Origin of the sequence: Olivibacter sp. EAT-5 (genome assembly GCF_044784325.1) — a bacterium.
Lineage (GTDB): Bacteria > Bacteroidota > Bacteroidia > Sphingobacteriales > Sphingobacteriaceae > Olivibacter > Olivibacter oleidegradans.
The window spans coordinates 3,293,733-3,307,440 of record NZ_CP173028.1 but is presented as its reverse complement, the minus strand read 5'-3'; the positions used below and the strand labels follow the sequence as shown (position 1 = coordinate 3,307,440).

The 13,708-nt window shown below is 41.1% G+C and carries 11 protein-coding genes; 4 read left to right on the top strand and 7 right to left on the bottom strand.

Translation table 11 applies throughout. The annotated features are described in order from the left end of the window. Nucleotides 1-258: 258 nt before the first annotated feature. The 3 genes from ACH11B_RS13595 to ACH11B_RS13585 form a co-directional block, all read right to left on the bottom strand. Nucleotides 259-1,602 (bottom strand): dihydrolipoamide acetyltransferase family protein, encoded by a 1,344-nt coding sequence (locus tag ACH11B_RS13595; RefSeq protein WP_377612207.1) that lies wholly within the window; start codon nt 1,600-1,602, stop codon nt 259-261. A 332-nt stretch (nt 1,603-1,934) separates the two neighbouring features. After that, entirely contained in the window at nt 1,935-3,185 is a 1,251-nt protein-coding gene (locus ACH11B_RS13590; protein WP_377612209.1) for a competence/damage-inducible protein A, read from the bottom strand. A 170-nt stretch (nt 3,186-3,355) separates the two neighbouring features. Then, a complete protein-coding gene (locus ACH11B_RS13585) occupies nt 3,356-6,055 on the bottom strand; it encodes a putative LPS assembly protein LptD (protein WP_377612211.1) in 2,700 nt (899 codons plus the stop codon). A gap of 203 nt (nt 6,056-6,258) precedes the next feature. Here ACH11B_RS13585 and ACH11B_RS13580 point away from each other — a divergent pair, with 203 nt between their 5' ends. The 3 genes from ACH11B_RS13580 to ACH11B_RS13570 all read left to right on the top strand — a co-directional run bounded on the left by ACH11B_RS13580 (nt 6,259) and on the right by ACH11B_RS13570 (nt 9,178). Beyond that, nucleotides 6,259-7,131: an N-acetylmuramoyl-L-alanine amidase gene (locus tag ACH11B_RS13580; protein WP_013665808.1), complete on the top strand. Its 873-nt coding sequence runs from the start codon at nt 6,259-6,261 to the stop codon at nt 7,129-7,131. Beyond that, nucleotides 7,131-8,015 (top strand): N-acetylmuramoyl-L-alanine amidase, encoded by an 885-nt coding sequence (locus ACH11B_RS13575; protein ID WP_013665807.1) that lies wholly within the window; start codon nt 7,131-7,133, stop codon nt 8,013-8,015. The genes ACH11B_RS13580 and ACH11B_RS13575 overlap by 1 nt, the downstream gene beginning before the upstream one ends. Before the next feature lie 191 nt (nt 8,016-8,206). Continuing rightward, nucleotides 8,207-9,178 carry an MlaD family protein gene (locus tag ACH11B_RS13570; protein ID WP_013665806.1) on the top strand — a complete coding sequence of 324 codons (972 nt, stop codon included), beginning with the start codon at nt 8,207-8,209 and terminating at the stop codon, nt 9,176-9,178. Nucleotides 9,179-9,181: 3 nt separating this feature from the next. Here the strand turns inward: ACH11B_RS13570 and ACH11B_RS13565 are convergent, their stop codons facing one another. The 4 genes from ACH11B_RS13565 to ACH11B_RS13550 form a co-directional block, all read right to left on the bottom strand. After that, the gene (locus ACH11B_RS13565; RefSeq protein WP_149105397.1) at nt 9,182-10,093 is read right to left on the bottom strand and encodes a ribonuclease Z; all 912 of its coding nucleotides are present in this window, start codon (nt 10,091-10,093) and stop codon (nt 9,182-9,184) included. Continuing rightward, nucleotides 10,090-10,479: an STAS domain-containing protein gene (locus ACH11B_RS13560; RefSeq protein WP_013665804.1), complete on the bottom strand. Its 390-nt coding sequence runs from the start codon at nt 10,477-10,479 to the stop codon at nt 10,090-10,092. Before ACH11B_RS13560 ends, ACH11B_RS13565 begins: the two co-directional genes overlap by 4 nt. 11 nt (nt 10,480-10,490) lie before the next feature. Beyond that, entirely contained in the window at nt 10,491-11,447 is a 957-nt protein-coding gene (locus ACH11B_RS13555; RefSeq protein WP_013665803.1) for a phosphoribosylaminoimidazolesuccinocarboxamide synthase, read from the bottom strand. 201 nt (nt 11,448-11,648) lie between these two features. Further along, on the bottom strand, nt 11,649-12,611 hold the full coding sequence (locus ACH11B_RS13550) for a PhoH family protein (RefSeq protein ID WP_013665802.1): 963 nt from the start codon (nt 12,609-12,611) through the stop codon (nt 11,649-11,651). Between the two features lie 263 nt (nt 12,612-12,874). On the opposite strand from ACH11B_RS13550, the gene ACH11B_RS13545 reads away from it, so the two are divergent. Beyond that, nucleotides 12,875-13,663, top strand: coding sequence for an S-adenosyl-l-methionine hydroxide adenosyltransferase family protein (locus ACH11B_RS13545; protein WP_130857036.1), 789 nt, complete (start codon nt 12,875-12,877; stop codon nt 13,661-13,663). Nucleotides 13,664-13,708 lie beyond the last annotated feature (45 nt).

Below are 13,708 nucleotides of genomic sequence, written 5' to 3'. Positions count from 1 at the left end.
AAAAATCTAATGCTTTATTTAGTTATTCGTTACTAGTTATTCGTTACTAGTTATTCGTTACTAGTTATTCGTTACTAGTTATTCGTTACTAGTTATTCGTTACTAGTTATTCGTTACTAGTTATTCGTTACTAGTTATTCGTTACTAGTTATTCGTTACTAGTTATTCGTTACTAGTTGTTAATTACCGGTTACTCGTTATTGGTTACTGGTTGTTCCTGCTAGAACGAACAACCAACAACGAGTAACAAGCAACGAATCAAACCGTTCTACTCATATCCCATTTCTCCAGATAGTCCGCTACACGGCGTACAAACATGCCGCCCAGGGCACCATCTACGACACGATGATCATAGGACAAGGATAAAAACATCATATGTCGAATGCCTATGACATCTCCGAATTCAGTTTCAATAACTGCCGGCTTTTTCGTGATCGTCCCTACAGCTAAAATAGCGACTTGTGGCTGATTAATAATAGGCGTTCCCATTACATTTCCGAAAGAACCTATGTTAGTTAAGGTGAAAGTACCTCCTTGGGTCTCGTCAGGTTTTAATTTATTATTTCTAGCACGAAAAGCCAGATCATTAACCGATTTCGTGATTCCCACCAAACTTAAATCCTTCGCATTTTTAATGACAGGTACAATCAGGTTGCCATTTGGCAGGGCTGTCGCCATACCGATATTGATATCATGCTTTTTAATAATCTGAGTACCTTTCACCGAAATATTAATCATGGGAAAATCTTTAATTGCTTTTACGACAGCTTCGATAAAGATAGGCGTAAAAGTGAGCTTTTCATTTTCTCTCTGTTGAAAACTATCTTTGATCTTATTTCGCCAATTCACCAAATTGGTAACGTCTGCTTCTACAAATGAGCAAACATGCGGAGCTGTTTGTACGCTATGAACCATATGCTCGGCAATAAGCCGCCTCATTCTATCCATTTCAATAATCTCATCCTTTCCCGAAACGCTCACCGCTGCCGGTTCGATATTTTTCACAGGCTCGGGCGGATTAGGAGAACCTACTCCCTCATCGGAAACCTGCCCCTCTTGATCAGTTTGACTAGCCCGTTTGGCCAGATAATCCAGTAAATCTTGCTTAGTGACACGACCATCCAATCCCGTACCTTGAATACGCTCAAGTTCGTCTGTTGGTATGCCTTCCTCGTGGGCAATATTGCGAACTAAGGGTGAGTAAAAACGGCCCGCATCCCCTACCGGTTCCTCTTCCTTCACCCGATCATCCGTTACTAATTGCTGCATCCCTGGAATTTCCGTGCTAATAGAAGGAATTTTTTCTTCTATCAAAGGCTCATTTAATGTGGCTGCACTCATCGCCGATTCTTCATCATCCCCCTCGATCTCCAAAACGGCAAGGACATCTCCAACTTGAACCACTTCGTCATGTTGAAAGCGCTGCTCAATCAATTTCCCGGCTACGGGTGATGGCACTTCAGAGTCGACCTTGTCTGTTGCAATTTCTACGATGATATCGTCGACATTTACTATATCACCAGGTTGTTTTACCCAATTTATTATAGTTGCTTCAGACACACTTTCGCCCATCGCCGGAAGGAGTAAATTATATCTAGCCATAACGTGATATCTAATTAATTTGCATTAAGCGTCGTAAGTTACAACAATATCTAAAAAAATAAAACAGAACAGAATAAAATTCGTTAAAAACAGCCATTAGTTACTCGTTATTTGTTTTTAAGCTATTGGGCTTCAGAAATCAACTATCAGTTGCACCGGTTCCCATTGCGCTGAGTTGCCGTTGCGAGCACAGGACACCTGCCTGCCGGCTGCGGGTACCGGTCTCAATGCTTATTCACTAGCTGCTTATTTCCAAAGTGTTCATGAACTCACTTTGTTCGGTTATCATACTGGTATCAACAACTTACCTATTTAACTACTCAACCAAATAACTAGTCAACAAGTTCTTCTTTCAGCAGATAAAAAAGCATAACCAGGGCATTTGCGGCTGAACGTTCAATATTAGGCAACCGTATTTTCCCAAAGTTAAATAATTTTGCTTTGGCCCCTTCTTTGCCTGCAACGGCAATCCAAACAGTCCCAACCGGCTTATCATCCGTTCCACCGTCCGGCCCTGCAATTCCGGTAATAGCCATACTATAATCGGTTTTGAAGTTTTTTTGAGCTCCTAACGCCATTTCCAAAGCTACTTGCTCACTTACAGCGCCATAGGCAGCTAAGGTGCTAGCCCGTACTCCAAGAACCTGTTCCTTTAACTCATTGCTATAAGATACCACGCCTCCTTTAAAAACCGCACTACTCCCGGGCAGGCTAGTAATCAGGTGACTTAAGTAGCCACCGGTGCAACTTTCCGCGGTAGATAAGCTTAATTGATGATTTTTTAAACGCGTTAATAGCTGTTGTTCCAATAAGACATCGCCTTCTCCAACGAAATAAGGCTTTACAAGCTCCATCAGTGTACTGCTATAAGCCTCCATTTCTTTTTCGAGAGCCTGCTCTATTAAGCTACTGCCCGTTAGCCGTAAACGCACCTGTCCGAATTTAGGTAAGTATGCCAAATGGATATGTGGTGGTAAATCTTCTTCAAATGAATGCAATTTCTCCGCAAGAAAAGATTCGCCGATTCCCGCAGTTAATATAGAGCGATGGGAAATAGCATACTGGTTAGGTAATCCTTGCAACTTGGGTAGCACCTCGTTTTGCATCAGGTACTTCATTTCGGTAGGCACCCCTGGCATAATGATGTATATTTTTTCGTTCTCCTCAATCCACATACCCGGAGCCGTGCCCGTTTCATTATGCAAAACCCGGGCGTTGGCCAAAACATCTGCTTGCCTGTTATTGACTTCCAGCATTGGCCTATTGAACTTCTTAAATATAGATTCGACATGGGCAAGAACGTCAACATCGCGAACCAAGGTAGTATTAAAATAAGTCGCCAACGTTTGCTTGGTAACATCGTCCTTTGTGGGGCCTAAACCGCCTGTACATAGTATAATATCGGCACGTGAGGTAGCCGAACTTAACGCTTGCCTAATCGCATCCCCTTGATCTGCAATGGAAGTGATTTGCACCAGTGCGATTCCGATACGGTTTAATTGTTGGGCAATCCAGGCGGAATTGGTATCCACGATTTGACCAATCAGTATTTCATCGCCTATGGTTATAATCTCTGCTGTCATGACGTAATTCGAAAATTAAAAATTAAAAAGTCAAAATTAAAAAAAGGGGACTGGCAACTGACAACTTTCACTCCCTACTAACCAATATTTACTTCCAGCTAACTAACACCTAATTAGCCGCCTATCGCTTACAGCCTAGAGCTTATTGCCTAAATCCTAACAGCTAACACCTAAAAGCTATTATAATAGTCGTTACGTTTGGTCAATTTTAGATCTTGTAAAATAGATGCTTTTACCCGAATATTAAAAGTATAGCTTCGATAAGTACCGAATGGCACCCAGCCAAAAGACATATCCCAACAGTGCAAATCCCGGTAAATATTAAATTGGGTTAAAGCAAGTTTTTTCATTTGAAAATCATAGCCGGTATTATATTGCACCTTCCATTTCGGAGTAATGGAAAAATCACCATGCAGATTGATGGTACTGGTTATACGCGATTCCGCAAAAGGCTTGCTGTATTGGAAACTAAAAGAAGCCGCAATATTCCAGGGAATGTTAAAATCGACGAAAGCGTTTGGATCAGAACTGATTCGGGCCAACTCCTGTTGTTGTTCAGGCGTCATATTGGTTTTATTTTTATTCATTTCATCCAAGTTGTTATTTCTGCTTTTCGCAGCTGCCGGATTAAAACTAAAGTCCATCGATAAACCAAACTGAGTAAGCCTTGCCAGCTGTCCACCTTTAATGGCATATTCATTTATCCTTCGATAACTCACTGTTGAGCTCCCAGGCGTTGTGTATGTTTCATAGCGATAAGGATCAAAACTACCGTTAAAATTCAGCCCCAGTTTATCATCAAAAAGTGCAGTTCTACCCGAAAAACTGATATTAGACAACTTAAATGAATCGGCCACAAAATTGTAATTTCCACTAAAGGTCAAACCTTGTAAAATCCGGATCTTTTTAAACCCCGTCCCGGTGGTGTCATCTTCACTACGTACTTTAGCTTCGATATTATTGTCCACTGAAAAACCAATACCCATTGATCGACCCGCACTGGGAGTTCCGTAAATTGCATTCTGGAAAATAGAATATTTTTGAATTCTACCTTGATTATCCAAGACGGGTGTACCATCAGCATAACGCTGTTCACGATAGAAGCCATATTTCGATTCAGAAAAGTCGGGACGATAGTTAAAATTGATCGAAGGTGTAATTACATGGCGAATGGCTGCCAGCTTTCCTTTAAAATTCTTTTGGCCGTATACCTTGGTAGAAAATCCACTGGAAAAGCTATAATCATAAGCTCTGTTGAAGCCCTGCACCGTATCGGTAACTTCTTCATAACCTTGTGGCGTATTATCATAGAACTTACGGATGGATTGGAAATACCAACGTTCAGTATAGTTCACGCTGGTGTTAAATTGAAAGTACTTGGCGACATTGAGCGACATGCTGATAGGAATATTATGCTGTATTCCGTTTTGCATTTTTTTCAAGGTTTCTTTTGTGAACAGAACACTATCCCCCGCATTAATCGAGTTTTTTCCCTGCATACTATAGCCCATGGTAATACGCTGATACCACTTCTGTTCTCCCACTCGATCCTTTGAATCAAAAGGATTAAAGGTAGCCACATTTAAGTTGAAAGTTGGCAGTTCGAGATTGACAGCACCGGTACTGATATCCTGTCGATGGCTTAAGGACGAAGTGAAATTCACTTTTCCATCGGCGAAAGTCTTTCCGTAAGCGATACTGGAAGACATGTTATTCCGCGTGATCTGATTGTAATCATATGATCCGCCGGCAGCCGTATTCGAAAAGTAACTACCGGTTCCGGCATTTACACTGGCACTGAAAGTTGTACCCGGATTAGCTTCCTGCCTTTGCGAGTGGTTCCAGGTGATATTGAAGTCTTTAGCACGAGAAAAGCCAGGCGTATTTTCTTCCCCGTTTTTTGTGTAAGCGTAGCGCAGTGAAAATCCCCCATCGTATTTATAGTTTTTCTTATAGCGCACACGGGCGTTAGCTTCCCAGGATCCCTTTGAGTACAGGTTCCCTCGTAGCTCAGCATCCCAATAATCATTTATTCCTATATAATATCCGGCATCGCGCATAAAAAAACCCCTGCTGAAATCCTCTCCAAAAGTTGGGAACAAAATGCCCGACTGTCTTTTATTGGTTTTTGGAAAAAAGCCGAAAGGGATCATGATAAAACGTAGTGGGACCTGCTCTACCACCATATAGGCACTTTTTGAGACTACCTGGTTCTCCGTGAGGATAACCTTACTCATTTGAATACCGAAGTGCGTGTGTGGAAAGGGCAAATTACAGGTACTATAAAAGCCATGTCTGATAAACTGCTCATTATATTCATTCTTCTTTATTTCTTTTGCCTGAATGGACGCGCCGTCCATTTCGGTAAAGACCCCATACGTTTTACCTTTTTTACTATCGAAATTAAAGATTAACGAATCGACGGTAACGGGTGGATCCGTAGCCGTTTTAAAAATAGGCCGTCCTTTATATTTTCCATTATGATCGATCATACCACTGGCAAACATCGTACGCGTATTATTGTCTATCCGGATGTAGTCAGCCGTAAGCTCCATGTCTTCATACTTTATTTTCGCATTGCCATATAAATGAAGTTGGTTATTTTTTCGATCGGTTCGAGTGGAATCCTCGGCGTTACTCAAAACCACGGAAGTGAGTCCGCCTGCTTCACCATCTTTTTTTACCGTATCTTGGCGGACTGAGTCTTGTTTTATGCTGTCTTGGCGAACAGAATCTTGCGTTAAATTTAGCGGTCTGCCTAAGCTGTCCTGCACAATAAATTGCTGTCCGGATGCCCATAATGGCATCGCTGTGCCTGCGAGGAATAAAATAACTTTAAAAAAGATGCTAACAGACTTCAAATTTGACAACGAATATTATTTTTGCAGTATAAAAAAATTAAGGCGCCCAAAATTAGTGAAAGCAATAGCAGCTTGCAATAGCTATTCCTTCACTTAACAGTTTTTTATTTACGATTGCTACAATTCTTTTCAATAAAAGCATTTATTAGCAATTTAATACAATAAGATTAACTTTATAGCATTATATATTTTAAACAAGATTACGGATTTGGATGATTACGTTTGTAACAAGATTTGCGGCAACCATTTGTTTAATACTCTCATTACACATACCAACGCAAAGTTCGACAAATAAGTATGATAACACCTATAAAATAAAAACAATTGTCATTGATGCCGGTCATGGAGGGAGGGATGGAAACACACATGGTTCCTTTTCAAAGGAAAAGGATATCACCTTAGCCGTTGCCCTGAAATTGGGAAAAGCGATAGAAAAAGAGATTGAGGGTGTAAAGGTCGTTTATACCCGAACGGATGATAGTTTTATAGAATTATATGAACGCATCGGTATTGCCAATCGTAATAAGGCGGACCTTTTTATTTCACTTCATTGTAATTCCATGCCACATACCAGCAGACGGGTGGTTTCCCGATATGTTAGAAATAAGCGGGGCAGACGTGTACCGGTATATAAGACGATTAGTTCGCAAAACACTTCCGTGAGCGGTGTAGAAACCTTTGTTTCCGGTTACGGACGATTGGACGAACAGGATGTTGCCATGCGGGAGAATGCCTCCATGTTATTGGAGGAAAACTACCAGGAAAACTACGACGGATTTGACCCAAAAGATCCTGAAAGTTATATTATATTTTCCTTAATGAAAAATCAGTACCGAGATTTGAGTATAAAACTGGCAACTTTCATTCAAAATGAGTACATTAAGGCCGGGCGATTGGATCGCGGTGTTAAGGAGCAAAGTTTGGCAGTGCTTGCCCGTGCAGGAATGCCTGCGGTTTTAACGGAAATGGGCTTTATAAGTAATCCGGAAGAAGAACACTATATGAATTCGGCTGAAGGGCAAGCCGAAATTGTCGAAAACCTAGTTAACGCAATAAAAAACTATAAAAAACAGATTGAAAACTAATGTATAGAAAGCTATTATCCATTATCCTTTTCACATTTTTTATCGTCTTCAACGTGCGGTCTGCTGAATTTTATCTTGGCGACCTACAGCAAAACACGGAAAATCAAGATTTTCGGATCAAGACCATTGTCATTGATGCGGGTCATGGAGCACACGATATAGGCGCACGAGGCAGAACCTCGGTGGAAAAGGATATTGCACTCCAGATTGCGCTAAAACTAGGACGTTCCATTCAAAGCGAGCTAAAAGATGTGAAAGTGATCTATACCCGTACTTCGGACGTTTTTATCCCTCTCTATGAGCGAATCGGATTAGCCAATGAGAAAAAGGCCGACTTGTTCATTTCCATTCATTGCAATTCCATGCCTTCGATTAAAAAACGAATCGTGACGGGTTATCGTAGAAGGAACGGTAAAAGGGTGCCTATTTACAAAACCGTGAGTACCCCTAATACAACTACCCGCGGGACGGAAACCTTTGTATCGGGATCCGGTCGATTGGCTGAGCAAGACGCCGCAATTCGTGAAAATGCATCTATGTTGTTGGAAGAAAACTATCAGGAAAATTATGACGGCTTCGACCCGAAGGATCCGGAGAGCTATATTATTTTTTCACTTATGAAGAATGCTTATCGGGATCAAAGTATTAAATTAGCTTCATTTATCGAAGGAGAATATGTGAAATCAGGTAGGGGCAGCAGAGGCGTAAAAGAATTAAGCTTGGCCGTTTTAGCAAGAGCTGGTATGCCGGCGGTCTTAACCGAAGTAGGTTTTATCAGTAATCCGGATGAAGAGCGCTATTTAAATTCTGCGCAAGGTCAATCGGAAATCGTAGCGAATTTACTAAACGCTATAAAAAGCTATAAGAGGCAGGCAGAAAACTAAACAAATTGGTAGGGATTGTTGTTCATGGTAGAGTGTGTACAATTTTCGTCGCTTTAAGCCTGGCCGGTTAAACATGATTGAGCGGCACGAAATATAAAACGAAAAAGACCATTACCCAATGAAAACTGCATGAGCTACCGTAAAAAATCAAAAGCTCATCTCAGCTTCATTGCCTTAAAAAGATTATTTGAATGAAAATATCTAACGAAACCAAAGTAGGCATTTTAGCTACCGTAGCCATTGCTGTATTAATTATTGGATACAGTTTTCTAAAAGGCAATGATGTTTTTACCAGTGAAAATAAATTTTATGCTTCCTATGACCGAGTAGACGGATTGAGCGTTTCCAAACCGGTTATGGTAAATGGATATCAAATCGGCCGGGTGTCAAAGATGAGTCTCCAACCTAACGGAGAGATCTTGACTGAATTTAAGATCAATCAAGATTACGCCATTCCGGCCAATACGATAGCTAGGATTGCCAGCACGGACCTTTTGGGAGGTAAAGCCATTGTGTTTGAACTCGGAGACAGTAAGGATTACGCCCAAGACGGGGATACGCTCCGGGCAAACATTCAGCGTAATATTTTGGAACAGGTGGAACCGGTACAAAAAAAGGCAGAGGCAGTGGTTGCCGTTTTGGATTCGGTATTGAGTTCGATAAACAACACAATAAATGCGGATTTCCAACGCAACTTTAACAGAAGCATTGCTAGTATCGCTAACACCTTGAATACGTTAGAACATACAACTGCACAAGTAGATGCGATCGTTGGCACGCAGCGTACCAAACTCTCGAATATTTTAAGCAATGTGGAATCCATCTCCGCTAATTTTAAAAATAATGGAGAGCGCATAACTTCTATTCTAACGAATATGGAAAGTGTCACGGATCAAGTGGCTAAAGCAAATTTTCAACAAACTATCCAAAATGCAAATGCAGCAGTGGCTGATTTACAACATATTGTTGACAATATCAATAACGGCAAAGGATCCGTTGGTTTGCTGTTGAATGACGAGGAGCTTTACAACAATCTAAATAATGCATCCAAAAATCTGGATTGTTTGATGATTGACCTGCGGGAGCATCCCAGTAGGTATGTTCATTTTTCTGTGTTCGGAAAAAAGGACAAAGACGGTAAGGAAGAATCAAAAAAGAAATAAGGGCTAAATTTCAAAAGTTTCACCTTCTATAGCCAATTCTGTATTGGAAAATACGGTACGGCTTTCATCTAAAAGCGGTTGTAAATCTTTATACCTTGCGGAAAAATGTCCAATAACCAGCTTTCGTGCACCTACGGCTTTTGCAATTTCTGCGGCCTGTAAGGCGGTAGTATGAAAGGTCTCTACAGCTCTTTCTAGCATATCATGCAAAAAGGTAGCTTCATGATATAAAAGATCAACTTTTTCGATATAAGGCCAATAGCTTTTTATATTCACCGTATCTGAACAGAATGCGTAACTACGCGGTACAGGAGCAGGCGTGGTAAGGTCTGCGGCGCGGTGAACCTTACCTTCATTATCGGTATAATCAATACCTCGTTTTAACAAGGGATAATAAGGAGTAGGGATGTTCAATGCGGCAATGGCGTCTTTGTTTATACGTGGAAGCCGCTGTTTTTCACGAAATAAAAATCCAGTGCAATTAATTCGATGACTCAGAGGAAAAGTCATCACTTCAAAATTCGCATCAGACAGAATCGTTTCCGCCGTATGCGGACTGGTCGTCTGAACAACGAGCTTGTATCGCAGAGAAGTCTCAGAATAATGAAGTTGGAGATCAATTATCTCTTTAAGCCCCTCCGGGCCGAAAACATGCAAATCTTCCTTTCTTCCATTTAAATGCATGGAAGATATCAAACCTACAAGCCCCAGATAATGATCCCCGTGTAGATGGGAAATAAAAATATACTTGATACGGTTGGCTTTGATCCCATATCGCTGGAGCTGCAATTGGGTACCTTCACCGCAATCGATTAAACTGACAATCTCGTTGCAGTTCAGAATCTGTGCCGTGTGATGGCGCCCAAACAGAGGTGTAGCTGAATTGCTTCCAAGAATTGTTACCTCAAATCTCATTCTTCATCGGTCGCCACTTGTCCCCTAAACTCTCTTTCCAATTCTTCCATAAAGATGAGATCTTCTGCTTCATTAGAAGAAGGCACCACATTTAGCACTTCTTTCAAGTTAGACAGTTCGATAAGCTGCATAATTTCCTTATTCGCGCAGCAGATTACAAAAACACCCCCCGCGGCATGACACAGCCTATGTGCTGTCAGCGCACAACGTAAGCCAGATGTATCAGCGCTTTTCGCATGGGTTAAATCCAACACAATATTCCGTTGTCCGTCAGTATTCAACAATACAAATTCCGACTTAATTTTAGGTGCCGTAACACCATCCAACACTTCCTCATGAGGGGTAATTACTACATAACGCTCATGTTTATCAATTGTAAACTTCATACCTATTGGTTTTATCCCCTTTCCAATAACCTGTCGAGGGCTTTATTAATATTATTTTCTACACGTTCTTCGATATGCTGTATCTCGTATCGAATAAATTTTTCACCGGTAATATGTTCGTACAATTCGATATACCGTTCGGATATCGATGCCACGAGTTCATCATCCATCATGGGAACAGATTGCCCTTCTTTCCCTTGAAAGCCATTTTCAATAAGCCACTTCCTTACAAATTCTTTCGAAAGTTGGCGTTGGGGCTTTCCTTCCTTCTGCAGCTCATCATAGCCTTCTTTATAAAAATACCGTGAGGAATCAGGTGTGTGGATTTCATCAATTAAAATGATTTGATCTCCGATTTTCCCGAATTCATATTTAGTGTCTACTAAAATCAGTCCTTGAGCAGCTGCAATTTCTGTGCCTCTTTCGAAAAGAGCGTGGGTATATTTCTCCAATTTCACGTAATCCCCCTCACTTACAATGCCTTGCTTTAAAATTTCGGTCCGAGAAATATCTTCATCGTGCCCTACGGTCGCCTTGGTGGTTGGCGTAATAATTGGCTTCGGAAGTTTATCATTCTCTTTCAATCCTTCCGGCAATGATTCCCCGCAAACAGATCGTCTCCCCGCCGCATACTCACGCCAAGCATGCCCGGATAAATAACCACGAATAACCATCTCCACTTTAAAGGGTTCCGCGATTTTTCCAATGGTAACACTCGGATCCGGTACGTCAATTACCCAGTTCGGCAAAATATCCTCGGTGGCTTTCAGAAATTTAGCGGCAATCTGATTGAGCACTTGCCCTTTATACGGAATCGCTCTCGGTAATACAACGTCAAAGGCAGATATCCGATCGGATACTACCATGGCTAAATATTGATTATCTATCGTATAAACGTCCCTAACTTTCCCTTTGTAGAAAGCCGTTTGTTTTGGAAAAGTAAAATGAGTTTCCTTTATCGCATTCACTGTTATTCAATTAAAAAGTAAAAATTCAAAAGTAAAAAATCAAAACCCCGACGGGCAGACAAAAGTATCAAGACATAAGTATCAAGACTTCCCGTCTTGTGTCTTGTGTCTTAGGTTCTATGTATTTACAGCCTATAGCTTACCGCTTACAGCTCACAACCCGCAACTGGCAACTGGCAACTAACAACTGGCAACTCTGCCCTAAATATCTCCGTAAGCTTCCAGAATACGTTTCACCAGTTTATGCCTAACCACGTCTCCCCCACTTAAATGGATGATATCAATACCTTCTATATCATCTAAAAGCTTTAGGGCATTATGCAAACCCGACTGTTGCTTTTTTGGTAAATCGATTTGCGTCACATCGCCCGTTACGATGAATTTAGCCGTCGGGCCCATTCGGGTCAAGAACATTTTCAATTGCATTTCCGTTGTGTTTTGAGCTTCATCCAAAATCACAAAGCAATTGTCCAAGGTTCTTCCACGCATAAATGCCAATGGCGCAACTTCTATTGTTCGATTTTCCAAGTACATCTTGAGTTTTTCGGCCGGGATCATATCATCTAACGCATCGTAAAGCGGCCGCAAATAAGGATCCACCTTTTCTTTTAGATCGCCCGGCAAGAAGCCCAGATTTTCGCCGGCTTCAACGGCAGGACGTGTTAATATAATGCGCTTCACCTCTTTATTTCTCAACGCCCGCACAGCCAAGGCCACTGCGGTGTAGGTCTTTCCCGTTCCGGCAGGACCAATGGCAAAAAGGATGTCGTTTTTGAGGATACTATCTACCATTTTACGCTGATTGGCGGTCCGAGCTTTGACAACAATACCGTTGGGACCGAATACAATGGGTTCTCCTCCAAAAGGAGCAGCTGCTTTCTCTACGATACTCTCCTTCTCTACCACAGCCGGCGTCGCACCCAACACCGTCTCGATATCGTTGTAATTGATATGGTTATATTTTTCCAGATGTCCGATGATCGCTTCAAACTTATTTTTAAAGATATTAATCTCTTCCGGATCGCCAAGAACCTTCAGTTCAGTGCCACGAGCTATCAATTTCAATTTCGGAAAGTACTTGCGTATCAATTCAAAATGCTCGTTCTGGGGGCCCCATAACAATGCTGGATCCACCTGTTCCAATGTAATTCGTAATTCGTTCAAATTTTGCCTTATTTGTTTTTTATGCTTTTTCCTAAGCGCTCTTTCTTTTTATGCTAGCGGATAACTGCTTACCGGATTTTTTATATTTTTGGAAATATTCACAACTAAATATGAAAAATTCATGCTAGGTTTGCACCTTAAAATCCCTACGCAAGATTACTAATTATAGTGCATAAAAAAAAGTATTTGCATCAATAGTAATCGTACTAAAATACTCCCTTCCGGAGCAAAATGGGATTTTATCAGCGGACTGAGATTTAGATATGGGCATCATTACGTTAACCACAGATTTAGGACATAAAGACTTTTACCAAGCTGCACTAAAAGGGAGTATTATCAGTTTATACCCCACTGTCAGGTTGGTAGATGTGTCCCATGATATCGCTCCCTTCAATATACAACAAGCCGCCTTTGTTTTAAAAAATGCATACCGATATTTCCCAAAAGACACCGTTCACTTAATCGGTATTGACTCCGTCTTTAATAAAGATACACGATATTTAGCCGTCAAGTATAAAGGCCACTACTTTGTGGGGGCTGATAACGGTATATTTTCTTTGCTACTCGACGGTGATCCGGAGAAGGCCGTTGAACTTAATATCATGCAGGATTTAAAGTTTCTACATTTTCCTCTTACCGATATCTTCGCCAAAGCGGCAACCCATTTAGCCAAGGGCGGAACTATGGAAGACATCGGAGATCCTGTGAATTCGCTTGTCAAAAGAGTTATTATTCAACCCATTATAGACGGCGACACCATTAGAGGAAGTGTTATTTATGTCGATTCTTTTCAAAATGTTATTACCAATATCAGTAAAGAGCTTTTCAACCAAATACAGCAAAATCGGGATTTTGAGCTATTTTTTCGTCGCAATGAATCCATAAAACACTTAAGCTGGCATTATAACGAGGTACCGGAGGGTGAAAAATTATGTCTTTTTGGAATTAGCAATCATCTTGAAATCGCAATTAATAAAGGAAATGCTAGCGGCCTTCTCGGTCTACAGGTGGGAGACATTATTCGCATAGAGTTTAAGCCGGTAAGGCAATAGGCTTTACGTGATAAGCTAAAAGACATATAGATTAATCTGGTATGA